Below are 22,621 nucleotides of genomic sequence, written 5' to 3'. Positions count from 1 at the left end.
GCTCCAAATAAAGCTGAAGCGAGGTCTTCATGCACGAGAGCAACTCCCTGGAAAACCTTCCGGCCACCGTCATGCTGCGCAACGACCTGGACGTCGACCGGCTCGCCGCGGATCTCGCGGAACTGAGCGGTTCCGAATTCTGGGCCCTGCAGCGGTCCTTCGAGGACGGCGCCGTCGGAGAGGAGTCCGACGTGGACTGGAAGGTCCTCTCCCTGCGCGCGCCGGGCGGAGACCTCACGCGCACCGACCCCGGCGGCCCCGGACGCCAAGGATTCGCCGACACGCCGCTGCTGGCGAAGGCGCCGTACCTGCGCCAGGTCCTGTCCGAGCTCGGTACCGAACTGCGCAGTGTCCGCCTGATGGCGCTGGCCCCCGGCGTCTGTGTCGAGGAGCACTCCGACACCCCGCTCGGCCTGCCCTACGGCTACGTACGCCTGCACATCCCGCTGGTCACCAACCCCGACGCGGTCATGGTCCTCGACGGGGTCGAGCAGCGGTGGCAGCCGGGCACCCTCTGGTACGCCGACTTCGAGCGCCCGCACTCCCTGCGCAACACCGGGCAGCGCACCAGGATCCACCTGGTCGCCGACGTCGCCACCAACGACAGCCTGCTCGCCCTGTTCCCGGACAGCTTCCGCGCCGAGCTGCCGGCCAGCGACATCGCGTACTACCGCCCCGTCCTGCCGCTCACCGCGCGCGAACTCGCCGAGTTCAGCTGCGGCTTCGCGGTGCCGTTCTCCTTCATGGAGTGGGGCGAGCCCGTGGCCGACGACCCGGACAGCGACCTCGCCGCCGAGGTGAGTGCCGAGGACGACGTACTCGTCCTGCGCGTCGAGGGGCGCGGGCCGGTGGAACTGCTGCACCTGGGCGCCGGCGAGTTCCGGCTGCTCGGCTGGAGCGAGGAACGCCTGCTGCGCTTCGACCTCTTCGACGAAAGCCCCCGCGTCGAGCTGTCCACCCGGCGCGGACGCCGCCGCCAGGTGGTCGTACGCAAGGCACGCACGCTCGCCACGGCGTAACGGCTCCAGCCGCGCACCCTCGCCACGGCCTGACGGCTCCAGCCGCCGCCCATCCCCATCCGCCAATTTCTCTTCTACCGCTTGGGACAATCATGCAGACGCTGACCGAAACGCCCGCACTCGTCGAGCACGGATTCGCCCGCTGGGACCTCGCCGAGATATTCGGCATCACCGAATCCGACCCGGCCTTCCAGAACCTGCGCGCCGAATTCGTCGACCTCCCGCCGGACCCCTACGCGACCGAGGCGGGGCGCAACCGCCGCTACGCCCGCGGCATCTTCCTGCCGTGGTCGCGGGAGTTCAGCTGGATCCCCGATTCGCACTTCGGCGACGAGGGCTGGATGAACGGCTACTGGCAGGCCGACCACAACCCCGAGTACGTCGGCGTGCTGCGCAAGCTGCCCGCCATGAGCGAGTCCGCCCGCAACAACCCGATCATCCGCGAGATCGTCGACTTCGACTTCGAGCAGACCCGCTGGTCGCGCAGCGACCTGGCGTTTCCGCTGCACGTCGGCGTCCACCTCATCAAGCTGGCGGTCGACGACGACGGCAACGAGGCCATCTCCTCGCCCAACGAGCTCCACCAGGACGGCGAGCCGTTCGTCTTCGCGCACCTGGTCTACCGCAGCAACGTCGACGGCGGCCTGAACGTCATCGCCCCGCCGCAGTACCGGGGCAAGCAGCCCGAGGACGTCCCGGCCGACGAGGTGCTCGCCGAGTTCGAGCTGACCAAGCCGCTGGAGTCGTACGGCGTGACCGACGTGAAGGTCAGCCACTACGTGTCGCCCATCAAGCGCGGCGCCGGCACCGAGCCGGGCGAACGCGCGGTCATCCTCACGGACTTCACCCCGATGCGGCAGCACATCTGAGGTCGCCGCGGCCGGGTGCTCCCCGCACCCTCCGCCCGCCGTGACCCACCCCACCACCCCACCACCCCACCACCCCGCGACATCGCAGAGAGGTCAGCGAGCCATGCTCACCGAAAGTCAGATATCGCAATACCGGTCCGAGGGATTCCTGCTCCTCGACGACGTCTTCGACGCCGACGACATCGCCGCACTGCGACGCGAGGTGACCGACCTCTACGCGACCGAGCACCCCGGCCGCATCTTCGAGGAGGACGGCACCACGGTGCGCGGCATCCACGGCTGCCACACCACCGGCGCCCTGTTCTCCCGCCTGGTGCGGCTGCCCCAGCTGCTCTGTGCGGCAGAGGCACTCCTGGAGAGCAAGGTGCACGTCTTCCAGTGCAAGGTCAACGCCAAGCAGGCGCTGCGCGGCGAGGTGTGGCAGTGGCACCAGGACTACAGCGTCTGGGGCAACAAGGACGGCATGCCCGAGCCGCGCGCCGTCAACGTCGCCGTCCTCCTGGACGACGCGACCGAGCACAACGGCCCGCTCCTGGTCGTGCCCGGTTCGCACCGCAACGGCGAGATCGCCCCCTGGCACCCCGAGACCGCGGGCACCTCGCAGTGGGAGGCCGACCTGTCGTCGAAGCTGAAGTTCGCCCTGGACGCCGAGCAGATGGCCAAGGTGACCGCCGACTCGGAGATCCGCTCCGTCGTCGGCCGCGCCGGAAGCCTGCTGTTCTTCGACCCCTGCATCGCGCACGGTTCGGGCGCCAACATGTCGCCGACCAGCCGCACCATGGCGTTCGTCAGCTACAACAGCGTCGACAACGAACTGCGCGACGTACCCCACCCGCGCCCGGAGTTCGTCGCCTCGCGCGACTACCGGCCGCTGGAACTCGTCGACGGAGGCCTGATCGCATGAGCGACGTCGACGGTTCACTGATCCAGCAGCTGGTCGAGGCCATCGCCCGGCACCGGGACGCGGTCGCGGTCATCGACGGCGGCGTCCGGCACACCTACGCCGAACTCGACGCCCTGTCGGCCGAGATCGCCGGCGGCCTGGCCGCACAGGGCATCGGCCCCGGCGACGTCGTCGACGTACACGCCACACGCTCCTGGTCCCGCAGCGCGGCGGTCCTGGGCGTCTGGCGCGTCGGCGCCGGGGTGCTGTCCATCGACCCGGCCATGCCGCCCGCCTGGACCACCAAACTCGTACGCAGCGCCGGCTGCGCCATGATCCTGCGCGACGAGGCGTGCCCACCGGTCGACTCGCACGTCCCGCAGCACACCTTCACCTCGATCCGCGGCACGCGGCGCGACGAAGTGGCCACCGGACCGATCTGCTACGTCATCCCCACCTCAGGCTCCACCGGCGACCCCAAGGCCGTCGCGGTACCCCCGGTGGTCCTCGCGGACCTGGGCAACTGGCACGTCGCCCGCTGGAGCCACGACCGCGCCCCGCACACTCTGCACATGTCGTCCATAGGCTTCGACATGGTCTACGAGGACACGGTGGCGACCTGGCTGGCCGGCGCGACCCTGATCATGGTGAACGACCACGACCGCCTCGATCCCTTCACGCTGCTCGACATCATCAGCGAGCACCAGGCCGCCCGCCTCTTCCAGCCCGTCGTCGGCCTGCACGGCCTGGCCGCCGCCGCGTGCGTCGCGGGCGTCGAGACACCGAGCCTGCGGGAGATCTCGGTCGCGGGCGAGCAGCTGGTCATCAACGACGAGGTACGCAAGTTCTGCGCCGCCGGTGATCTGACCCTGGTCAACCAGTACGGGCCCAGCGAAACCCACGTCGTCACCCAGTACCGCCTCTCCGGCGAAGTCACCGACTGGCCCGACCGCCCGCCCATCGGAACGGCGGTGGTCGACGCGGAGCTGCTGTGCCAAGTGGACGGGGTATTGCGCCCGTTCACCTCCGGCGAGACCCGAGAGCTGGTCATCGCCGGGAACTGCGTCGGGGTGGGATACGCCGGAGACGAGGAGCTCACCGCGCACAAATTCCGGGAGGTCCCTCACCAGGACGGCCGGCCGCGCCGCTGCTACTTCAGCGGAGACCTGGTCACCTTCGACGGCACCCAGTTCCACTTCGTCTCCCGCCTCGACGACCAGCTCAAGGTCAATGGCTACCGGGTCGAGCCGGGCGAGGTGGAGTCCGTGCTCGCCGGGGTGCCCGGAGTGCGCCGCGCCGCGGTCGTGGGGGTCAAGGTGGCCGCCTCCACTCAACTGGCCGCGTTCTACACGAGCGTGACCGGAGCAACGGTCAACGAGCAGGATCTGAGGGACGCTTGCGCAACCCGCCTGCCCCGTTTCATGGTTCCACGGCACTTCACCGAACTGACCGCACTGCCCTCGACACGGAACGGAAAGATCGACCGGGCGAAGCTCCGCGAGACGTTTTCCGCCGATTGAGGCGCAATGGGTGACTCGTGCACCCTTCCCCTTCCGCACGGGGCAACTTGGTGAACGGGCCGGTCCATGGATTCGGGGCGGGCCGCGCAGCATCCTGGAAGAGCGAAAGGGAACGGCCGCACCACCAGCGGCAGGGACGTCCCCAGCGTTGCCACCCCCCCTCGATTCCAGGAACAACAGGAGAAACCATGAAGTCTGCCCGAGTGTTCGTGCTCAGCGTCCTGTGCCTGCTGACCCTTGGCGCGGCGGCCGGAACCGCCGCCGCTGAGACCGACCACCCCCGCGCCCGGACGACGGTGTCCTCGGCCGCGTGGGACAACGGCGACAGCGGCTGGGGCCGCCTTCCCTAATGATCTGAATGACCTGCGTGGACCCGAAGAGAAAAGGGGCCGGAGTCGTGAGCAATGAACTCGGGGAAGCAGTCGGCAAGATCAGCCACCGGGAGAGAGAAGTTCTGGGACACGTCGCACGCGGGGACACCTACCGCGAGATCGCCCGGCGCATGGACGTAAGTCCGCACACCGTCGACACCTACATGCGCCGGATACGCGCGAAGACAGGAGCCCGCAATCGCATGCACCTGCTGCTCCTCGCCCTGTCGGCCGAGGGCTCGCTGACCGGCGCGATCCAGGACACGGACCCCATGACGGCGCCGGAGCTCTCCGACCACCCGCACCGGACCACGGCCTGACCGCGCTCCACGAACGCAAGAACCCCGCCTGTCACGCGTGCACGTGACTGTTGGTCCTGACGTCAGAGAGGCAGAATGCTCGCCGCGGCCACGGAGCCGCAGCGCCCTGACCCACCCCATCCACCCCCGCATCGACCGGACATGCGGCAGATCGGAGAAGCAGCATGCCCGGACAAGGACAAGAACAGGGGAAAGAAAAGGGCAAAGAAGAGGGAGCCCTGAGCCGGCCGATCCAGTCCTACGTAGAAGAGCTGGCCCTGTGCGTAGAGGCGAACGGCACCAAGGGCCCCGCCCTGCTGTGGCCCGAGGAGCCCACCACCCTCCCGGCCCTCGTCAAGCTGCCCCGGCCGGATCCCCCGGAGCCGGTCGACGCCGCCGCTCCCGTGCCGGGCGGACCGGACACCGAGCCACTGGCGGCGGAACTCGGCCGCAGACTGCGGCGGCGGGTGCACCCCTTCTACCGCTTCCTGTCCGCCGATTCTCCCGCCACGAAGGGCGAACCGAGCGGCAGCGGTTCCACCGTCACGGTCCTGGAGGGCGCCTGCCGCTGCGATCTGACGCGCGCCGGCGAAGACCCGGCCCCCGGACCCTCGCACCCCCTGGGCATGCGCCTGCGCTCCGGCGGCACGCTGTTCGTCCCCCCGGACCACACCTACCTCCTGTCGGAGATCCACGCACCGACGACGCTGCTGGAACTTCACTTGGAGGAAGCTGACTGATCTCCCGCGCACCGGACGGCCCCCGTTCGCGTGCCGCGGTGGCATCGCCGCCCGGATCAGGCCTGACCGGCAGAGGCGGAAGAGCCCGCCTCCCCGCCCCCGTCATCGTCGTCATCCAACAACCCGCCCGTGCCGACCGCCACCCCGGCCTGGAAGCGGCTCTCGGCGCCGAGAGCCTGCATCATGTCGGAGATGTGCTTGCGGGTGGTGCGCAGCGACATGCCGAGCCGCCGGGCGATCGTCTCGTCCTTCAACCCGGTCGCGAGCAGCCGCAGGATGGTGCGGTCCAGATCCTTGGCGACCGCCTCCAGGCCGTCGGCGGCCGCGTCGGAGAAGGGCTGCGCCTGCGACCAGGTCTGCTCGAAGACCTCGTAGAGGTAGTGCACGACCGACGGCTCCCGGACGACCACCGCCCCGAGCCGGTTGTCATGGTCGGTCATGAACGCCAGCTCCCGGTCGAACATGATCAACCGACCGGCCAGTTGGTGGGCGGTCCGGTACTCCCCGCCAAGCGCGCTCATCCGGGCCACGTAGGCCTGACTGGGACCGTTGAACCGGGCGGTGTGATGGTAGAGCGTCCGCATCCGCACCCCCCTGGCCAGCATCTGACTGTCCCGATGCAACGCGTCCTGGAGCACCTCGGGGGGACGGGTGCCGCCGGGCTGCACGGTGACCATGTCCTCACGGCAGTTCGCCGCAGCCCGCGTCAACGCGTCCCGCACCTGAGTGAGCCCGGGAATGCGCTCCACGTCAGTGGCGACACTGTGCCGACCGTCCTCGTAATCGGCGGCCAACTGGGCAAACTGATCGCGCAACACATGCAGCCGCGCCTCCTGCTGAGCGATGGCCCGCTCCATCGGCGCGGTAGCCACGGCGGCAACACGCGCCGGGTTCACAGCCCGCAGCTGCCCATCACCCACCCCGCCCCTCTCCACCAGACCGATCCGCAGCAGATAGCTCACCGCATCGCTGACGACCGCCTCGTCGAGCCCGGTCTCCTCGGCTATTCGGACCGGATCGAACTGACCGTGCAGGGCCAACCACCGATAGACGGCGACGTTCTCGGCACTGAGTGTGTCCCCCACGCCGATAACGTTGTCGCCGATCCCCTGATCAACCATAAATCCTCCGCTCGGATGCCGACATTGCCGACACGAACCCCCGCGGCCTCAGCATCACACGCAGGGCCCCTGACCTCCGCACAGAACATGCGGAAGCCCCCCACACGCTGCCCACACCACACAACCAAGCCACCAAAGAGGGCAACCACACAGTGCACTTGCGGGCAACACCCACCACACGACAAGCGACATCCGGGCAACATTCCGGGACACCCCGGCCAAGACCGTGGTCACCGCCCCGGGACCTCTAGGAGGAGGCTGGACGTGCTCGTATGTGCGGCGACCGCCGGAACTAGGCCCTGGCGACGTCACTGGGAGCCCACGACACCCGCCACGCGGCAGCACGGGCACGCACAGGCGCAAAGAAGGCGAGTTCAGCCTCGTCGAAATCCCGGGGATCCTCGCCACACTCCGCCGGGTCCTCAACCACAAAGCCGTGCGCCGACTGGTTCGAGAGCGCGTTGCGCCGCCCTGTCGTACGTGCCGAATGGCCCGCCGCGGCCGCCCGTTCGGCACATCGCTGGGAGTTCGACGACACCGGGGAGGGTCTCGATACCAGCAGTATGGCGCCTGCCGATGACACGCCCGCGGCCCGCCGGCGGGTTCCGGTCTGCCCCTGATCCACCGGACACTCCTGAGGAGGCGCGCAGCAGGGTGGGGACTCTCAGGTGGTGGTGCATCCGGCCGCGGTGAGGGCCCGGTTGATGGTGTTGCGTTCGGGGGTGGTCAGCGGCCGGGTGCGGTCCCGTTCGTTGGTGGGGTCGAAGCCGTAGAGGGCGACGGGGCCGCGGGTTTCCGGGGTGCTGTGCGGCGGGAGGCCGACGAGGTGGGCGAGGACCTGGGCGGCGTAGGGGTTGGGCGCGTACTGGTCGGGGCGGGCGTGGGCGGAGTTCGGTGCGGCGATGCGCAGGCGTGCCTGGGGGGTGAGGAAGGAGCGGCCGATGCCGTGCGGTCCCATCGCTTCTTCGGCGACGGCGAGCTGGTGACCCCACCGGGCCTGTCCGTCGGGGGTGATGAGGATGTAGACGGGCGGCCGCTTGGCCATCGGGGGCGTCCTTTCGGTACGGGCAGGAGGCGGAGCACCCGGTCCGTGCTGCGCGCGCCGGGTTCTACCTGGCTGTGCTCTCCGGGGCTTCTACTGAGCTTCCTGGGGGAGGGGGAGCGGTGGCAACCCGTGGCCAACGTCCGGGGTGGCTGGTTCCATCAGCGAATATGCCCGCTTCAGGGACAGGCTCGGCCGCTGGCGGGAGGCTGAGAGGTGGCCGGCCGCCGCCGCGCGGACATAGTGACGGCCGGGGGTGCCTCCGCCTCGATCGGGGTCCTCGCGCGAGATCGCTCCGGGCGGCAGGGCTGCGCAATAGCCCTGTGAGTGCTGTGATCTCACAGGCCCACCGGGGGCGGCGGCATCGGCGGCTTCGACGGTTGGATGCACCTCGCCGCCAGACGCCCGAATCGAAGATCCTCTGATGCCCGATCGTGATCCACGGGTGCGCAACCCCGTATGGACCCCGGCGGTCTGTATGGCGCCGGAGGAGGGTTCTCCGGCGCCTTTCGGTACAGAGATCGGAGATCAGGTGGGCAGGAAAGTCTGGAGAGTTGCCGTACTCGGTGGCGCGGCGGCGGTGTTCACGGGCGTGGCCGCGGTGCCGGCCGGGGCGGCCGAGGGCGGGGTCTCCTTCACCCGCGTCCAGGTCAACGGCGGCAAGCCGATCGTGATCGGGGTTTCCAAGGAGGTCGCGGCGCCCACCTCCTTCCGGATGACGACCACCAAGAAGTGGAAGTGGCCGGCGGTGTTCCTGTACCGCAGCAGTACGGGGAATTCGGGGGAGCGGCTGTGGCACGCCATCGAAACGAGCGACTGCCATCAGGTGAGCTCGGGCGTCTGCGACTTCAACGAGACGATGTACTTCGACCCCAGCGAGTGGGACATGCGCAACAGCGAGGCCGGAGCCTGGAAGGTCGCGGCCGAGGTGTCCTTCAAGGGCGGCGGCGGTGACACCGACGACAAGGGCCTGACCGCCTACGTCAAGCGCAACTCCCGCCTGAGCGTGAACGCCGCGCCCGAGCCGGTGGCCAAGGGCAAGACCATCACCGTGACCGGCAAGGTCACGCGGGCCAACTGGGAGACGCGGAAGTACGCCTCCTACGGAAGCCGCCTGGTGAGCCTGCAGTTCAAGCCGAGCGGAGCCACCTACTACACCACCGTGAAGAAGGTGCACGCCAATGGCTCGGGCGCTCTCAAAACGACCGTGAAGGCGTCCAAGACGGGCGCATGGCGCTGGGTGTACTACGGCAACACCACCACCGGGCCGTCGACGTCGGCCGCGGACAACGTCGTGGTGCGCTGAGAACCCCTCCTGCCTGCTGAGACGGGCCTGGGCCGATCCTCTTCCTGCGATCAGAGTCCGGGCCCGGCGACGGTCGGTGCGCAGACGGGTTCAAAGGTGGCCTCTGAGCGGTTCTCGCCGTGCGGGATCGCCACACACTCCTGTTGCCGGTCTCTCTGCGCCGCGCGAGAGGGGCCTCATACCCGGGCCCCGGGGGAGGATGAGGGCGCCCGGCATGATCGGGGCATGGATATCGCGGATCAACTGGTGCGGTCGGCGGGCGACGGCGACGTGATCGAGGTAGCCCGGCTGTTGCGGCAGGGGGCTGTGGTGGATGTGCCGGGTTGTGGCGGGCGTACGGCGCTGGACCGGGCGGCGGAGCAGGGGCACGCCGATGTCGTGCGCCAACTGCTCGCAGCAGGCGCCGATGTGGGGCAGCCGGCGGGTGAGTACCAGGAGTTGACGCCTCTGTGCCTGGCGGCCGGCCGCGGGCACACGGCCGTTGTCGACGTTCTTCTCGATGCCGGTGCCCGTACCGGTGTCCAGGGCAGGCTGCGTTACATCCCGCTGGTGCTGGCAGCCACCGCCAGTGATGAGGGGCACCCGGAAACGGTGGACCTGCTGCTGGACCGCGGGGCGGACATCAACGCGGTGATGAAGCACCGGACCGCACTGGACTGGGCGGTCCGGCTCGGACAGGAAGAGATGGTGCACCACCTGCTCGGCCGCGGAGCCATCCTCTCGGCCGGCACCCGGGCCGCCGCGCGCGAACACCTCGAGCATCATCCGGAGCAACGACCAAAGACGGAGCACCGGCGGAAGGCTGAGCGCATCGCTGCGGCCATTTTTGCCCTGAATGTCGCATCCCGCACGAAACAGCAGCCCGGGACGGAAGGCGGGCATCTGACGTAGCAGTTGCTGAGCATCCCGACGGCGCTGTGAGCCGGGGGGCTTCAGCACGGCTCAATTCGCTGTCACGAAAACACCGGCCGTCTGGCTACGGAGGTGGGCCGGGCGGCGTTCGGGTCGTATGCAGGGGCGGTGCACACACGTGCGATCGGGTGGGACCCCAGCCCGGCGGTGCGGTTGTCGGGTGGTGGGGTGTTCGGGACGCTGTCTCGGCTACTCAGGGGCGTCAACGATGCCGGTGAGGGTGCGTAGGCCCGCGACGATTTCGGCGGCGTCGGGGGCCTGGTCGGGGTCGGTGAGCCATTGGGTCATCAGGCCGGTGAACAGGGCCATCTGCGCAGCGCCCAGGGTGCGGGTGGCGGTGTCGCCGACCTCGTCCTCGGGTGTGCCGAGCAGCAGTGCGGCCAGGCCCCGGCGCCCCTGGGCCTGGCTTCCGGCGAGGTAGCGGCGCAGATCGTCGGAGTGTTCCGCCTGGAGCAGCGCTTCGAGTGTGGCCAGCCATAGCGTCCGGTCGTCCTGGAAGGACTGGATGATCTGCGCCCACATCGCTTCGTAGCGCGCGGCCGGGCTGCTTCCGGCTGAGCCGAAGGAGGCCAGGGTGCGGCCGATCCGGGTGCCCCACTCGTCGATCGCCTCGACGAGCGCGGCGTTCAGGAGCGCCTCGCGGGAGCCGAAGTGGTAGCCGATGGCGGCCATGCTCACGCCGCCGGCCGCGGTCACGATGTCACGCACCGTGGTCCGGGCCCAGCCCTTGTCCTCCAGGCAGCGCCTGGCCCCCGCCAGCAGATCCTCGCGATTTCCCATGCCCGGAACGCTACCCGGTGCATTGCGCGAACGAATGAGACGGTCGTCTTATACAAGCGTATTGCGCGAGCGCCCAACTCCTGAGTACTGTCGTGCCGTACCCACCAGTCGAGGGAGATGTCATGAACCACTGCCGCCCCGCCAACCGCCCCGTCAGCCGCCGCCGTCTGCTCGGCTCGGCCACCGCCGTCCTCGCCGCGGGGGCCCTCGGCACCGGCACCGCCGCAGCATCGGCCCCCTCGGCTGGCGAGCCGATAGGCGCCCTGAACCGCAGCGCGCTGCCTCTGAACGACCTGGACGGGCTCGGCCGCATGATCGGTGACGCCCGCGTCGTGGGCCTGGGCGAGGCCAGCCACAGCGCCCACGAGTTCTTCGTGCTCAAGCAGCGGCTCTTCCGTCATCTCGTCACCACCAGGGGCTTCACCACCTTCGTCCTGGAAGCGAGTTGGAGCACCGGCCTGCGCCTGGACGCCTACGTCACCCGCGGCACCGGCGATCCCGCGCAGATCATGCGGGAGGAGTTCCAGGGCCAGTACGTCTTCTGGAACACCCGGGAGTACCTCGACCTGATCCGGTGGATGCGCCGCTACAACACCACCCACCCCGACCGGCCGCAGCTGCGGTTCGTGGGCAACGACCTCGGCTACGCGGGACCCGACGCCTTCGAACGCGTCACCGACTACCTCACCACGCACCGCCCAGACCTGGCCGGGCGCATGAAAGACCTCTACGCGGAACTGAAGCCGGCGGCCGGGACACAGTCAGGGCCATGGATGTTCACTCAGCTGACCAAGGAACTGTCGGCACGCCAGGCCGAGGCCGACCGGGCCGTCGCAGCCCTGGCACTGCTGCGTGACCACGGCCGCCCCCACGTGGCCGGCCGCGACACCCAGCGTGCGTACACCCGGGCCCTGCAGAACGCCACCGCCATCACGCAGAGCTTCACCGGATACGCCTTCCCCAACGAGCAGTTCCCCGAGCGCATGCGCTACCGCGACCGGGCCATGGCCGCCAACACCGCCTGGTGGCTGCGGCACGAGGGCGGCCGCATCCTGCTCGCCTCCAACAACGGCCACGTCGCCTACACCAGCGACAACCCGGACGAGTTCCCCGAGCCCACCGGCGCCTTCCTGCGCGACCGACTCGGCCCGGACTACGTCAGCATCGGCCTGACCTTCAACCAGGGCACCGTCAACGCCCTGCCCGAACCCACCGCCCAGCAGCCCCTGGAGTACCCCGTCGACCCGGCCCCCGAGGGCTACAACGAGCACACCCTCGACAAGCTCCGCCACCGCGACTTCACCATCGACATGCGCACCGCACCCGCGGCGGCCCGCGCCTGGCTCGCCGCAGCCCGCCCCACCCGCTCCTACGGCTTGTACTGGTCGAGCGACGACCCGGAAACCGCCCTCGGCCGCTCGTACGACATCCTCATCCACCTCCACCAGGTCCAAGCCGCCCACCTTCTCGGGTGACTCGACAGGCGGGAGCAGGAGGCTCTGGTTCGGGGAGATAAGAGTGCTCGCACCCGTCGTCCACGGGGCAGCCTTGAATCCGACTCGTACGGCCGCCTGGTGTTCCGGACTTCGCCGACGAGCTGGTTGGTGGAGCTGACCGAGTCGTACAGGCGGAAGGGCGAGAATGCGCCGAATACGTCCACCACTCTTCTGGATATCCGGGTGGCCGAACTCGTCCATGTCCGGGAGCTGATCCCTGCCGATCCTGCCAAGAAGGGCCGCTTCGGCCGCTGAACGCCTCGCGATGCCGCACCCGGTCTACGGCTATCTGACGGTGGGCACCGGAGCTGGCAGATGAGGGCGCCGGACTCGGCGCGTTTCGCGCGCTGGAAGTGTCGTGGACCATCGGTTGTCCGGCCCGGTCGAGGAGGAGGGACGGGGTGGTGATCCACCGTCGTTTCCGCGGTCGGCTCTGGTAGCTCCACCCCACATGCTCTACGGCGGTTCGGACGAGGACACTCTGAATGCGAGGTTGCGGCTTCAGGCCTGGGGCGGCGCGGAGGCGAGCGGCCCCAGGCCCTGCCGATCCACTGACCACACGGGCTGCCTGTCCGTATGCCTGCTAGAGCGGTAACCCCCTTCCCGGGCCTTGTTGCAGGCCATCCGGGCCGTCACCGTTTCCTGCGTGTCCTGCAACTCAATGTCCGCAAGGGCACTCGGACAGACATGATGCCGGGAGCACCCCGGGGTGGCAGATAATTCAGGCCGCGCCAATACTATTTCTTCCCGTTAATCCCGAGAATGCATTTCGTTGGACAACTTGGAACCGTCTTATTAGCGAGTTGCTGCAAGACCTCCTGGATAGTGGTATGGGGATTGATATTGCAAGGCTGATTGCTCGGGTGGAACCGTGGCGCTGCATTTTCTCGACCAGGGCTATTGAATTGCGCCGGAAATGCGGGGCAATTGAATTGTCGAGGCGCAGCGAAAAGGCGCGCGGCGGACGATCGGAGAACGGTCGTGGGCAATTCGAACCCCAGCGTCACAGCGGAACAGATGTCGCAGGTGACGGAGGAAGATTTCGAGGACATCCAGCGCACATCTCGCGGATACTGCCGCGCCGTGGACGGCACCCGCTCCCGCAAACGGATGGACGGCAGCGCGAGCGTAACGCGCGCGGGATACGCACCGTACGGAACCGACGACGTGGGCGATGACGTGGCGCAGGATGCCGTCCTGCGGTTTGCCAAACGACTCGGGGAGATCACACAGCGCTGCGCGGTCGCCGCACAATGGATCGCCTCGCGCGCGCCGGCCGCCTGGCAGTACGTGCGACGCGACGGGGGAACCATCGTCGTCAGCCGTACCGCCATCCGCTACTGGGCAGTTCGGGACGCTGCCGCAGCCAACGGCTACCGGCTGGATGGCAAGCCCGACGCCGTCGACGCGCGGCATGGGGTCCAGGTCTTGCGCGGCCTCCCGCACGCCGACACGCTGCAGACCCTGGCCCTGGCGCCCTGTCTGGCCGCCCACAGCGGCGCGATCTTCCGGGCGGCCTGGGGGAGCGGGAGCGGCTACCGGACCCTTGCGCTGCTCCTCCAGGTCGCCGGCCGGGCCGACGACCTGGGGCTGGCGGCTGTGTTCGGAACGGTGGCACAGGCGCTGTACGGCGGTCCGCGGACCTCCTCGTCCAAAGTGCAGCGCGCGCGGGATGCCGCGGTCCTGGAATGGCGCGACCTGAGCGGTCGGCTGGATGCGGCACGCGATGAGCTTGTCTACCGCGGCGCCCGCGTGAGCCAAGCCGCATAGCAGCCGCGCAAAGGGCTCCGGAAAACCTTATCCGGAGCCCTTTATTTGTTGCCGAAAATCATGAGGGAATATCTCCTGTGGTCGGTATTCGGGGCGCTCTGCGCCCCGTATTTATGTGACGCCGGGAAAATATTCCGTTCCCCTTGCGGGATTCCAGTGAAGGGAGATTTTCCATGGATCCCGGTGCCGCACTCGCTCAGTTACGCCGTGCCGTTGGCGGACTCGATTCCATCGCCGCGCATCCCGCACGGGACTGGAGCGGCGAACTGATCGACGTCCTGGAACACATCGCGGCACTCGACGAGTGGATCAGCCGTGGCGGCTTCCTGCCGGGTGACTGGCGTACCGCTGCCCGGCCCGGCCGCTGACAGACGGGCCGCTCCCATCGACTCACAGCCCCTCCCTCGCCGACGCGCGGGGGGAGGAGCTCTTTCCTGCCTGCCGAGGAGGCGCACGACGTCACGTCCATACAGGGAGTCCCCCTGACCGACTTCCGCGAACTGACCGCCGACTCCTCCAGCGATCACTACGAAGTCAATGTGATCGTCGCCCCGGGCGCGCACGTCGCCCGCAACCGCGCCACCGTGGCGCGCCTGCGCGTGGCGGACAGCCGCGGCTTTGGCGCGCGGACGGCCGCGTCGGGGCGGTACGGACCCTATGCCTGCTGGCACGCCTACCGGGGCGTGCTGTTCCTGCTCTTCTGCGCCTACCCGACGGCCACCGTGCGCACGTGCTGCGCGACCTATCGCGGCCTGCGGGGGTTCGAGGAGAACTTCCAGATCACGGAGTACCAGAACCTCGGGTCTGTGCTGCAGCCCCGCTATATGCGCAGCCCGCCTATGGGAAGAGGCCGCATCAGGCGGCTCTTTTTGACACGGGGGCCGAAATTCGGTGCCGATTGCGTGGGCGGGCGGCTGTCCGTGTGATCGAGGTGCGGGCCGACACCGCCCGCTCTGCGGGCTGTTCGCCCTGGGTGAGGTAGGCCCGCAGGCGCAGTTCGGCGCGGCGGCGGGCCTGGTAGACGGTGGCCGCGGGCTTGGCGTGGGTCCGTGCCCAGCCGGCCACCGAGTCCGTTTCCAGACGGGTACGGCCGATCAGGTCGGCCTCGGTCCGGGTCAGGACTCCGACCCGGACCGCGCGGGCCAGCACGAAGTCGGGATGGCCCCACGGCGGCTTGGGCGGAGCGGAACGGAAACCGGGCGCCACCGGCGCGGGCGCATCCAGCGCCTCGTACAGCGCGGCCAGCGCCCGGCGGTAGGCGGCCCAGCGCAGCCGGACATGCGGACGCGGACGCTCCACATCGATGGTGGCCAGCGCCCCCAGAAAGCCCGTCAGCACCTCGCCCTGCAGATCGAACGATTCCCCGGGGAACTTTGCGGAGGCCCACCGGCAGATGCCGGCCAGCGCGGGCAGCGCCATGCCGGCACACGCCAGTGTCCAGGCGGCACCCTGCGCACGGGCCCGCTCGATCAGCAGCCTCCACACCGCGTCGCGGGTGCGCGGCGGGCAGCGCCCGCGCATCAGCCGGCTGCGCAGCTCATCGAGGGGGATGAGGCGATCGGGCAGCCCGGCAAAGGCCCGCCCGTCCACGGAGAGCGGCGCGGGGCCGGCGACCAGCAGGGCAAAGCACTGCGCGGCGGTGTCCAGCGGCAACGGGGCCTGCGCCAGCTGACCCGCGCAGGCGCTGGACCCCCGAGGGCCGTGAGCCATGAGGCGCCTCCCTCCGTGAACCGAAGCGATGCCCCCTCCACCAAGCCGCATGGCCGACAAGCACGGGCCAGCGGGCACCTAAGGCCGACCGCCGAGGGGCTGTCAGACCGCTGTTGCGGCAGGGCGAACTGCCCGGCCGGCGCTCTTGGAGCCGAGGACGGGGAGGAGGACCACGACCTCTGCCCCGGCCGGGCCGTAGCAGGGCTGAGCAGCTCATTCAGGAGCGCTCTGAGATCCGCTGCAGGCGCGTACCGGACGAACGACAGCCGGCAGTGCGCGACTTCTGCGGCCCGTGTCGAAAATGCGCGTCGATTCCGGCCTCTTCAGATGAGGAAGCACCGACCAGAAAAAGGGTGGAGGCCACAGATGGCACAGCCGTATCACTCGGCGCACGAGCACGACGACACCGGGCCGGCCGGCATGCGCCACGCTCGACGCCGGCACCCACAACGGGCCGCTCCGCGAGAGGGCACGCGTGCGCACGGCCCAGCGGGGAGCAGCCCGGCAACGAGCAGGGCACGGACCCGGCAGCGACAGCCGGGTCCTCTTCCGGACCGAGCAGGACTGCCGCGGGCCGGCTGCTCCCTCTCACACGGTCCGCATCCCGCGGCACCAGCCGAGTGCGGGCCCGGTATCAGAGTCCCGGACCGGACCGGCGCGCACGCCGGCCGGTCTGCTACCGGTCCGGACCCGGACTCGCACGGACCGAGCCGACTGCGACGCGGCTGGCCCGGCCCCGACCGCTTCGACACGGCGGCAACCGCACAGCCGCACGAGAACGGCGCCGCAGTCTCCGCCCCGACCTGGTCCTGACCAAGCGCGTGACTGACCGAGATGAGAGGACGCCCGCTGATGATGTCTGAGCACCGCCGCCCCGCGCCGCGCGCCGGCGTGCACACGGCCGCCGTCACCGACGACTGCACTGCCGTGCGCACCGAGCCTCTCGCGATGGCACTCGCCGCAGCTGACGCTGGGTCTTTCCAGCAGCGCGTCACCGTGCGCACGGTGACCGCCATGGCCGGCACCGTAGTAGGACTGACCTTCCTTTTTGGCTTCGGCAATGTATGGACCCTGGCCCTGAGCCTGGGCGTGCCGCCCTGGGTGGCGCCGCTGGTGGCTCCGGCCGTGGACCTGTCGGTGCTGGGCCTGCTGCTGGCCATCCGCCATATGGCGCTGCACGGCGCCGGACGCGAACAAATGCGCCCCGCCCGGCGTCTGCTGATCTTCTCCGGCGCGATGACCCTGGCGCTGAACGTGGCCGACCCGCTCATTACGGGCCAGTTCGGCAAAGCGGCCTTCGACGCGGTCGGGCCTCTGCTGCTGATCGGCTGGGCCGAGGTGGGCCCCGGACTGCTGCAGACCCTCGGCGGAATCCAGCGCGTGCCGAAGCTAGTTGCTACCGCTGACCAGGGCACGATGGCCGTCGACAGCCGCCCTCCGGCTGCCAACGCCCCGGGCGCGGGCGCAGAGAACATTGCTGAGCCGGAGGCGTGCGGGGACGACTTGCTCGACCGGGCCCGGCGCGAAGATGCCCGGCACTGGGAAGCATTCCAACGGCCGATCTCGGCGGACACGCTCCGCAAACGGCTGCACGTCGGCGCCGCCAGGTCCCGGATGCTGGTGGCCATGGTGCGCGCCGAGACGTCCGGGGCATCCTGGCGCCATACGTCAGACGCGACCACAGCAGCGTCGTGAACGCGCTCAACAGGACGGGTGCGTGTGCACAGCTCCCCTCCACCCCCTCGACTCCTGCGACCAGATGGGGCTGCGAGAGCCCGGTCGCGTGGAGGAGGCGGCCGGTGTTCTGGTGGGTGGCAACAGCGGTCTCGGCGATCCTGGCCCCTGTCCCGGAACAGGCGCTGGCCTCGCGAGCACCTCGTCATCGTTCGAGTCGGGTGACGGCTACGGCTTGCCGAGGCCGGAGGGAAGCGGGCCAGAGCCCTGCCTGACGCTCAACACCAGGTGGTCAGCGTGCGAGGAGGTCTAGCACCATGGCGTGGAAGAGGGGCGCGTCGGGGAAGTGGGGGCGCAGGTCACCGAGTACCTTCCATCCCCAGCTTTCGTACAGAGCCCGCACCTTTGGGCGTCCCTGGTCGACCAGGAGCGTTCCATACGGGCGTCTGTTGCTCGGTGCGGAGGTGGAATTGCAGGTCGCGGAGTGCTCGCGAGGGAAAGCCCACGGCGCGGGCGCCGTCGGCCGTGGTGGGACCACAGTTCGGCAGTCACCAGACGGATCATGCTGCTCGCGGCCACCTGTGCCCACTGATTGGTCGTAGGACGATGGTGGCCCCCTCAACGACGGCGCTGAAAGGGGCCACTGTGCTTTCCGGCGTGTGCGTAAGGTCACGCGCGAGTGCAGAAGTTGCCTTCGCGGATGCCGCCGACGAAGGCGGACCAGGACGTCTTTTGGAAGACGAGGGCGGGGCCTTTGTCCTTGGAGTCGCGGACGGCCACTGCGGGTGCGATGTCGGCGGCCTCTATGCAGTTGCCTTCGGCACCGCTGCTGTAGGAGGACTTGAACCAGGCGTCGTCCGGCGCCAGTTCAGAGGACTTGCGGATTCCGTTCATGTTGCCAACTTTCGTTTCAGGTCCCGGTGGATCTCATCGATGAATTTCGGTGTCTCGTTGGGTGCGAGGGCCGAGGCTCGCAGTGCCTCGAACCTGCGGGTGTATCTGCCGACGTCTGGTTTCTTGTCGGTGATGCTGGCCTGGCCGCCGGGCTGGTCGGCCTGGACGATCTTTCCGAGCGGCTCGCCCATGTCCAGCAGCGCGAAGTTCTGGCTGGCGCGGTATCCGGTGGACGCGGCGGGCAGTATCTGCACGGTGACCGTGTCGAGGGCGGCGAGGCGCTTGATCTCCTGGAACTGGTCGGCCATGACCTCGGGGCTGCCGATCGTGCTGCGCAGGCTGTCCTCTCCCAGGATGACCCACAGCGCGCGCGGCTCATCCTTCGTGATCAGGGCCTTGCGAGCCAGCCGGACCTCGACGTTTGCGTCGATGAACTCGGTGGTCGTCTCGTCGACACCCTTCGCGGACAGCAGGAGCTCGCGCGCGTAGGCCTCCGTCTGGAGCAGCCCGAAGACGAGTGAAGGCTGCCAGGCCGCGATGGATTCGGCATCGGTCTCCATGCCGACGTACTCGCGCATGCCCTTTGGCAGGTGGGCGGAGTACGGCACCCACCATCCCTCCTGCAGAGACTCCCGGTGAATGACGAGCAGGCTGTCGACGACCTCGGGTTCCTCTACCCCGTAGTGCCCCAGGAGGTTCTTCAGGTCGGTGGGATTGGGGAGGCTGGTCCTGCCCCTCTCGACGCGCCACAGCTTTTCGTGGGAGAAGCCCAAAGCACCCGCGACGTCGTCGCGTCGCATGCCAAGGTCCTCCCTCATTCTCTCGAGCACCTTGCCCAGATGTACCCGCCGACTCGTCGGCCCCTTCGGTGCGGCCACGCTTCATCCTCTCCGGCGTGCCAAGGCACGCGCCGATCGAGTTGGGCGCTTGCCGCCCGGAGCCGGGTTCAAGCCTCCCCGGGTGCGGTGCGCGCCTCCCCAAGTGCCCTGTGGCTCTGCCTGTGTTGAGAGTGTGCCACCCCTAGTGCAGCTTGCACAGCCAAGAGCTCCGTTGAATGCATATGCCATTCGTCGTGAAAATTGCACACAGCATTGCAGGCCAACTGTGCCATGCAAGACAGTAGTTGAGGCCCGGTGCAGTGCGATGAAAGCGCGGTCCGCATACCGGCTCTGCTACGACCTGCGCCGTACCTCGCCCGACTGACGGCGGCAAACCACCCGTGCACAGCACCCCGGTAACGCGGTCCGGGGGCTTGTGCCCAACGGCCCTACCCCGCACCTCCTTTGGAGCTGAGCACGATGCCCCAAACCCCCGCACCTGCGCCCACGATGCCGGTCACCACCCTGGTGGGAGCGGCGCCTCCGGTGCCTGACCGTCCCCGCGGCGTGCTCTACACCTGCCGCACCAACTCGCAGGCAGTGGCCCGGACGCTGATGGATCTCCGCGGCTGGGCCGAGGCGCACGGCTGGCCGGTCCTTGACGAGGTGTACGACCTGGCTCCGCCCGCTGTCCCGTGCTGTCGGCGGATCGGCTGGTGCACAGTGGAGCAGCTGGTGCTGCGCGGCGACGTGAACTGCGTCATCGCCCCGGCGGAGCGGGAGATTGCCCGGACACCTGCCGAGCGCATCGCGCTGCGGGCGTGGCTGCGCGATGGATCGGTCTGTGCCCTCTATCGGCAGGACTGCTTCCGCCGGGACAGCTGTGTACCGATGAGGCCACAGGGGGCGCGCCCGTGAGGTATTCCGCAGCCCCCGGAGACCGGGCGGCCGAGCCGCCCGCCGACCGCTCGCAGGCGTTGGCCACTTGCCTGCGGCTGTCCGGAGACTCCGAGCATGCCCCGGGCCAGGCCCGCGCGTACGTCGGCCTGACCCTCGCCGACTGGGGCGTGGCCGAGGCTGTCCGCGCGGATCTGCAGTTGATCGTCAGCGAGCTGGCCACCAATGCGGTCATCTACACGCAGAGTCCGGAGATCACGGTCGAGATCATCCTCACCGACGACGAGGCCGCCGTCAGCGTCGGCGACCACGGCCCTCACCGCCAACTCCGCGCCCAGCAGGCTGCGCCCGATGCCGAGCACGGCCGCGGCCTGCTGATCGTCGAGGCCCTGGCGAGCCGGTGGGAGCAGCGCAGGGACGACGCCGGCGGCACCACCGTGCGAGCAGGCATCGACCTGCCCGGCAGCCCCGCGCCTCCCGCCGCCCTGAGCAGCCAGGACGAAACGAATGTTCCCCGAGATCACCCCTGACCATGCCAGAACCCCTTGTGCGGAGCTGGTGTCCGCCTGCGCGCGGCCCTTCTCACGGCTGGAACTGGAAACGATGCCCGTGCACGGGCGGCCGCGTGTTAGGACGCCCCTCCAACAGATGACCTGGACGCTGCCTGCTCGCGACCCGCAGACCCTTTAAGCACATGGGCCTCACTGCTGCAGCATGGAGCTCGTCGCCGGCGGTGACGGACGAACTCTGCAATCAGGCGGTCCTTCTGAGCCCGTTCGCCGCCGCGTTCCCCGGTCCCCGCCAGTTCGTCACGCCGGCCCTCGGCGGCGGCTGGACGATCACGGGCGTGGACTGTCTCACCGGTCGCCAAAACACAGCAGAGATCAAGGCGCCCGAGGATCCCGGCGTGCTCGAGGCGACGCGGGGCTGCACCGCGAGGACGGGCCGACGCGGCCTCCCGTCGGTGGTGTTCCCGGCCGTGAGCGTCTCGAGATCGGCGGTGGTGCGGTGGTGGGAGGCGGCGTGCACGTCGATGAGATCACGGACCGCACCGCGCTCGGCGAGCGCGCGGACCGCGGTGCCGATCACGTCGTCGAGGGCGAGGACCGGTCCGTGATCGGTCATGGCGGGCGGGGACCAGAAGGCCTCTTTGAGGATGTCGACCTCGCACTCCTCGCCCGTATGCGGGTCGGCGGCGATGAGCCGGCCGGAGAGCGGGCTGGTCTCGATCTGCCGGACACTCCAGCCGCGCCGGATGAGGCCGTCGCTGACCGTGCGGGCGATCTCCTCCATGGGAGAGCGGGGTTCTCGGTCGCCACGTCCAGGTCCTGGCTGAGGCGGTCGACCAGGCCGTGGGCCTGTACCGCGTAGCCGCCGGTGAGGACCAGGGGTAGGGCGTGCCGATGGCCACGACGTCGGCCAGGAGTCGGCGGTGCAGGCCGCTCAGGTGCACGCGGCCGAGGTTCCGGCGGCAGCCAGTTCCGGGAAGGCCGATTCCCATGTGTGGCGCAGCGGGCGGCTGATCAGTGTCCGCAACGTGGGCCACTGAGCGGTCAGCAGGTCCCGGTTCAGGAGGCTGATCAGGTCCTGGTGCTGTCCTTCGGCCAGGACGGCGCGGTACATGCCCATCCGCGACCGGGGCTGGTCCAAGGTGTAGGAGCGGCGGCCCGACCAGACCACGTGCAGCGGCAATTCGACGGTGCCGCGCCGGGGGCCCGCCAGGTCCGCCAACCGGGCCGGGAGACGCTTCGCGTACTGCTCGCAGAGCAGCTCGAAGGCGTCGGGAACCGGAAATGACGAGGACGCAGCAGCCATGCCTCTCAGTGCCCCCCCCCCGCGAGGCCTGGTGCGGTCACCCTCACGCCTCAGCTGCGCGTGCAGCCGGCTCGGGGGCAGTCCATCGAGGCGGAGCGGACAAGGGCGCACGGCCCGTGTTGAGCATGCGTGAGCCGCGCTGTCCCCACATCAGGCCGCCGCGTGAGGGTGAGCTCGTCCCAGATGACGGTGTGGCTCAAGCGGTGCGCTCCAGCCCGAGCCGGGCGCGGACCTCGGCGTGGGGGACCCCGGTGACCTCTCCCGCGGCCTGGCGGGCGCGGTATTCGGCGAGCGCGAGGGCGTCCTCGAGGTCGGCGAGTTCCCGGGGGCTGATCAGTACGGCCGCGGGCGTGCCGTGGTCGGTCCGGCACGGTTGCCCGCGTGCGAGGCCGCCCCGAGTACCCGGTGCGCTTCCCCGACCAGGAGAAGCCACAGGAGCCGTCCCCGACCGTGCCCTATCCGATCAAGTTCGACACCCATGGAACGAGCGCAGCAGGGCCCCGTCGGAAGGGCGAATTCGAGGGGCCCCTGCCCTGCAGCGCAGGGGCCCGGTACCGGCGCGTCGCCGAGGCCCCCGTCAGGAGTGACGGGTGCCTCGGCGTGCGGGTCCGCCGGGTTTCATGGCCAGCATCAGAAGAAGGTAAAGCACGTTGATACCGCCAACGGTGGCCCCCCCGGCGGCGGG

25 protein-coding genes and 1 pseudogene are annotated in these 22,621 nt (G+C 69.4%); 17 read left to right on the top strand and 9 right to left on the bottom strand.

Going from position 1 to position 22,621, the window contains the following annotated elements; translation table 11 throughout:
* Positions 1-29 precede the first annotated feature (29 nt).
* The 7 genes from ACQKIP_RS05590 to ACQKIP_RS05560 all read left to right on the top strand — a co-directional run bounded on the left by ACQKIP_RS05590 (position 30) and on the right by ACQKIP_RS05560 (position 5,701).
* Positions 30-1,019, top strand: coding sequence for an aspartyl/asparaginyl beta-hydroxylase domain-containing protein (locus ACQKIP_RS05590; RefSeq protein WP_365866418.1), 990 nt, complete (start codon positions 30-32; stop codon positions 1,017-1,019).
* 92 nt (positions 1,020-1,111) lie between these two features.
* Positions 1,112-1,888 carry a 2OG-Fe dioxygenase family protein gene (locus ACQKIP_RS05585; protein WP_365866416.1) on the top strand — a complete coding sequence of 259 codons (777 nt, stop codon included), beginning with the start codon at positions 1,112-1,114 and terminating at the stop codon, positions 1,886-1,888.
* 103 nt (positions 1,889-1,991) lie between these two features.
* Positions 1,992-2,792, top strand: a complete 801-nt coding sequence (locus tag ACQKIP_RS05580) for a phytanoyl-CoA dioxygenase family protein (RefSeq protein ID WP_365866414.1) — start codon at positions 1,992-1,994, stop codon at positions 2,790-2,792.
* Positions 2,789-4,291 carry an AMP-binding protein gene (locus ACQKIP_RS05575; protein ID WP_365866413.1) on the top strand — a complete coding sequence of 501 codons (1,503 nt, stop codon included), beginning with the start codon at positions 2,789-2,791 and terminating at the stop codon, positions 4,289-4,291. The genes ACQKIP_RS05580 and ACQKIP_RS05575 overlap by 4 nt, the downstream gene beginning before the upstream one ends.
* 188 nt (positions 4,292-4,479) lie before the next feature.
* Entirely contained in the window at positions 4,480-4,641 is a 162-nt protein-coding gene (locus tag ACQKIP_RS05570) for a hypothetical protein (RefSeq protein ID WP_365866412.1), read from the top strand.
* Positions 4,642-4,688: 47 nt separating this feature from the next.
* The gene (locus ACQKIP_RS05565; protein WP_365866410.1) at positions 4,689-4,982 is read left to right on the top strand and encodes a response regulator transcription factor; all 294 of its coding nucleotides are present in this window, start codon (positions 4,689-4,691) and stop codon (positions 4,980-4,982) included.
* A gap of 164 nt (positions 4,983-5,146) precedes the next feature.
* A complete protein-coding gene (locus ACQKIP_RS05560) occupies positions 5,147-5,701 on the top strand; it encodes a hypothetical protein (protein ID WP_365866408.1) in 555 nt (184 codons plus the stop codon).
* Positions 5,702-5,757: 56 nt separating this feature from the next.
* Here the strand turns inward: ACQKIP_RS05560 and ACQKIP_RS05555 are convergent, their stop codons facing one another.
* Both ACQKIP_RS05555 and ACQKIP_RS05550 read right to left on the bottom strand, forming a co-directional pair.
* The gene (locus ACQKIP_RS05555; protein WP_365866406.1) at positions 5,758-6,822 is read right to left on the bottom strand and encodes a helix-turn-helix transcriptional regulator; all 1,065 of its coding nucleotides are present in this window, start codon (positions 6,820-6,822) and stop codon (positions 5,758-5,760) included.
* A 664-nt stretch (positions 6,823-7,486) separates the two neighbouring features.
* Positions 7,487-7,867 carry a hypothetical protein gene (locus ACQKIP_RS05550; protein ID WP_365866404.1) on the bottom strand — a complete coding sequence of 127 codons (381 nt, stop codon included), beginning with the start codon at positions 7,865-7,867 and terminating at the stop codon, positions 7,487-7,489.
* A gap of 529 nt (positions 7,868-8,396) precedes the next feature.
* Here ACQKIP_RS05550 and ACQKIP_RS05545 point away from each other — a divergent pair.
* Both ACQKIP_RS05545 and ACQKIP_RS05540 read left to right on the top strand, forming a co-directional pair.
* On the top strand, positions 8,397-9,170 hold the full coding sequence (locus tag ACQKIP_RS05545) for a hypothetical protein (RefSeq protein WP_365866402.1): 774 nt from the start codon (positions 8,397-8,399) through the stop codon (positions 9,168-9,170).
* Between the two features lie 225 nt (positions 9,171-9,395).
* Positions 9,396-10,061 carry an ankyrin repeat domain-containing protein gene (locus ACQKIP_RS05540; RefSeq protein ID WP_365866401.1) on the top strand — a complete coding sequence of 222 codons (666 nt, stop codon included), beginning with the start codon at positions 9,396-9,398 and terminating at the stop codon, positions 10,059-10,061.
* Positions 10,062-10,271: 210 nt separating this feature from the next.
* On the opposite strand, the gene ACQKIP_RS05535 is transcribed toward ACQKIP_RS05540, so the two are convergent.
* Entirely contained in the window at positions 10,272-10,862 is a 591-nt protein-coding gene (locus ACQKIP_RS05535; protein WP_365866400.1) for a TetR/AcrR family transcriptional regulator, read from the bottom strand.
* 122 nt (positions 10,863-10,984) lie between these two features.
* Here ACQKIP_RS05535 and ACQKIP_RS05530 point away from each other — a divergent pair, with 122 nt between their 5' ends.
* The 5 genes from ACQKIP_RS05530 (at position 10,985) to ACQKIP_RS05510 (ending at position 15,054) form a co-directional block, all read left to right on the top strand.
* Positions 10,985-12,337, top strand: a complete 1,353-nt coding sequence (locus tag ACQKIP_RS05530) for an erythromycin esterase family protein (protein WP_365866398.1) — start codon at positions 10,985-10,987, stop codon at positions 12,335-12,337.
* Positions 12,338-12,466: 129 nt separating this feature from the next.
* Positions 12,467-12,613, top strand: a complete 147-nt coding sequence (locus tag ACQKIP_RS05525) for a hypothetical protein (protein WP_365866396.1) — start codon at positions 12,467-12,469, stop codon at positions 12,611-12,613.
* 726 nt (positions 12,614-13,339) lie between these two features.
* On the top strand, positions 13,340-14,128 hold the full coding sequence (locus tag ACQKIP_RS05520; RefSeq protein WP_365866395.1) for a hypothetical protein: 789 nt from the start codon (positions 13,340-13,342) through the stop codon (positions 14,126-14,128).
* 173 nt (positions 14,129-14,301) lie between these two features.
* Positions 14,302-14,496: a hypothetical protein gene (locus ACQKIP_RS05515; RefSeq protein WP_365866393.1), complete on the top strand. Its 195-nt coding sequence runs from the start codon at positions 14,302-14,304 to the stop codon at positions 14,494-14,496.
* A 171-nt stretch (positions 14,497-14,667) separates the two neighbouring features.
* Positions 14,668-15,054, top strand: a complete 387-nt coding sequence (locus ACQKIP_RS05510) for a hypothetical protein (RefSeq protein ID WP_427742239.1) — start codon at positions 14,668-14,670, stop codon at positions 15,052-15,054.
* On the opposite strand, the gene ACQKIP_RS05505 is transcribed toward ACQKIP_RS05510, so the two are convergent.
* Positions 14,984-15,838: a hypothetical protein gene (locus ACQKIP_RS05505; protein WP_365866947.1), complete on the bottom strand. Its 855-nt coding sequence runs from the start codon at positions 15,836-15,838 to the stop codon at positions 14,984-14,986. The two genes, ACQKIP_RS05510 and ACQKIP_RS05505, sit on opposite strands and share 71 nt — an antisense overlap.
* A gap of 852 nt (positions 15,839-16,690) precedes the next feature.
* On the opposite strand from ACQKIP_RS05505, the gene ACQKIP_RS05500 reads away from it, so the two are divergent.
* Positions 16,691-17,533 (top strand): SpdA protein, encoded by an 843-nt coding sequence (locus tag ACQKIP_RS05500; protein ID WP_365866945.1) that lies wholly within the window; start codon positions 16,691-16,693, stop codon positions 17,531-17,533.
* Between the two features lie 648 nt (positions 17,534-18,181).
* Here ACQKIP_RS05500 and ACQKIP_RS05495 read toward each other — a convergent pair.
* Together ACQKIP_RS05495 and ACQKIP_RS05490 are read right to left on the bottom strand one after the other, a co-directional pair.
* The gene (locus ACQKIP_RS05495; protein ID WP_365866943.1) at positions 18,182-18,406 is read right to left on the bottom strand and encodes a DUF397 domain-containing protein; all 225 of its coding nucleotides are present in this window, start codon (positions 18,404-18,406) and stop codon (positions 18,182-18,184) included.
* On the bottom strand, positions 18,403-19,236 hold the full coding sequence (locus ACQKIP_RS05490) for a helix-turn-helix domain-containing protein (RefSeq protein ID WP_365866951.1): 834 nt from the start codon (positions 19,234-19,236) through the stop codon (positions 18,403-18,405). Before ACQKIP_RS05490 ends, ACQKIP_RS05495 begins: the two co-directional genes overlap by 4 nt.
* Positions 19,237-19,770: 534 nt before the next feature.
* On the opposite strand from ACQKIP_RS05490, the gene ACQKIP_RS05485 reads away from it, so the two are divergent.
* Both ACQKIP_RS05485 and ACQKIP_RS05480 read left to right on the top strand, forming a co-directional pair.
* A complete protein-coding gene (locus tag ACQKIP_RS05485) occupies positions 19,771-20,142 on the top strand; it encodes a hypothetical protein (RefSeq protein ID WP_365866941.1) in 372 nt (123 codons plus the stop codon).
* Positions 20,139-20,651 (top strand): ATP-binding protein, encoded by a 513-nt coding sequence (locus ACQKIP_RS05480; protein WP_365866939.1) that lies wholly within the window; start codon positions 20,139-20,141, stop codon positions 20,649-20,651. The genes ACQKIP_RS05485 and ACQKIP_RS05480 overlap by 4 nt, the downstream gene beginning before the upstream one ends.
* A 451-nt stretch (positions 20,652-21,102) precedes the next feature.
* Here the strand turns inward: ACQKIP_RS05480 and ACQKIP_RS05475 are convergent.
* From ACQKIP_RS05475 to ACQKIP_RS05465, 3 genes and pseudogenes are all read right to left on the bottom strand, one after another.
* Positions 21,103-21,574: pseudogene (locus tag ACQKIP_RS05475) on the bottom strand (nucleotidyl transferase AbiEii/AbiGii toxin family protein); the annotation flags it as partial.
* Positions 21,565-21,936 carry a hypothetical protein gene (locus ACQKIP_RS05470; protein WP_365866937.1) on the bottom strand — a complete coding sequence of 124 codons (372 nt, stop codon included), beginning with the start codon at positions 21,934-21,936 and terminating at the stop codon, positions 21,565-21,567. The gene ACQKIP_RS05470 and the pseudogene ACQKIP_RS05475, both read right to left, overlap by 10 nt.
* Before the next feature lie 196 nt (positions 21,937-22,132).
* The gene (locus ACQKIP_RS05465) at positions 22,133-22,369 is read right to left on the bottom strand and encodes a type II toxin-antitoxin system prevent-host-death family antitoxin (protein WP_365866935.1); all 237 of its coding nucleotides are present in this window, start codon (positions 22,367-22,369) and stop codon (positions 22,133-22,135) included.
* Between the last annotated feature and the right edge of the window lie 252 nt (positions 22,370-22,621).

Origin of the sequence: Streptomyces sp. NPDC059900 (assembly GCF_050270335.1) — a bacterium.
Taxonomy (GTDB): Bacteria; Actinomycetota; Actinomycetes; order Streptomycetales; family Streptomycetaceae; genus Streptomyces.
The sequence above is the reverse complement of the archived record's forward strand: the minus strand, read 5'-3'. Positions and strand labels throughout refer to the sequence as shown.

What these genes read in the sequence shown, in the direction of transcription:
- ACQKIP_RS05540 (WP_365866401.1), top strand. Translation starts at nt 9,396, where the DNA reads ATGGATATCGCGGATCAACTGGTGCGGTCGGCGGGCGACGGCGACGTG.
- ACQKIP_RS05535 (WP_365866400.1), bottom strand. Translation starts at nt 10,862, where the DNA reads ATGGGAAATCGCGAGGATCTGCTGGCGGGGGCCAGGCGCTGCCTGGAG.
- ACQKIP_RS05495 (WP_365866943.1), bottom strand. Translation starts at nt 18,406, where the DNA reads ATGAACGGAATCCGCAAGTCCTCTGAACTGGCGCCGGACGACGCCTGG.
- ACQKIP_RS05580 (WP_365866414.1), top strand. Translation starts at nt 1,992, where the DNA reads ATGCTCACCGAAAGTCAGATATCGCAATACCGGTCCGAGGGATTCCTG.
- ACQKIP_RS05570 (WP_365866412.1), top strand. Translation starts at nt 4,480, where the DNA reads ATGAAGTCTGCCCGAGTGTTCGTGCTCAGCGTCCTGTGCCTGCTGACC.
- ACQKIP_RS05500 (WP_365866945.1), top strand. Translation starts at nt 16,691, where the DNA reads ATGATGTCTGAGCACCGCCGCCCCGCGCCGCGCGCCGGCGTGCACACG.
- ACQKIP_RS05515 (WP_365866393.1), top strand. Translation starts at nt 14,302, where the DNA reads ATGGATCCCGGTGCCGCACTCGCTCAGTTACGCCGTGCCGTTGGCGGA.
- ACQKIP_RS05530 (WP_365866398.1), top strand. Translation starts at nt 10,985, where the DNA reads ATGAACCACTGCCGCCCCGCCAACCGCCCCGTCAGCCGCCGCCGTCTG.
- ACQKIP_RS05470 (WP_365866937.1), bottom strand. Translation starts at nt 21,936, where the DNA reads ATGGCTGCTGCGTCCTCGTCATTTCCGGTTCCCGACGCCTTCGAGCTG.
- ACQKIP_RS05560 (WP_365866408.1), top strand. Translation starts at nt 5,147, where the DNA reads ATGCCCGGACAAGGACAAGAACAGGGGAAAGAAAAGGGCAAAGAAGAG.
- ACQKIP_RS05590 (WP_365866418.1), top strand. Translation starts at nt 30, where the DNA reads ATGCACGAGAGCAACTCCCTGGAAAACCTTCCGGCCACCGTCATGCTG.
- ACQKIP_RS05550 (WP_365866404.1), bottom strand. Translation starts at nt 7,867, where the DNA reads ATGGCCAAGCGGCCGCCCGTCTACATCCTCATCACCCCCGACGGACAG.
- ACQKIP_RS05575 (WP_365866413.1), top strand. Translation starts at nt 2,789, where the DNA reads ATGAGCGACGTCGACGGTTCACTGATCCAGCAGCTGGTCGAGGCCATC.
- ACQKIP_RS05585 (WP_365866416.1), top strand. Translation starts at nt 1,112, where the DNA reads ATGCAGACGCTGACCGAAACGCCCGCACTCGTCGAGCACGGATTCGCC.
- ACQKIP_RS05555 (WP_365866406.1), bottom strand. Translation starts at nt 6,822, where the DNA reads ATGGTTGATCAGGGGATCGGCGACAACGTTATCGGCGTGGGGGACACA.
- ACQKIP_RS05505 (WP_365866947.1), bottom strand. Translation starts at nt 15,838, where the DNA reads ATGGCTCACGGCCCTCGGGGGTCCAGCGCCTGCGCGGGTCAGCTGGCG.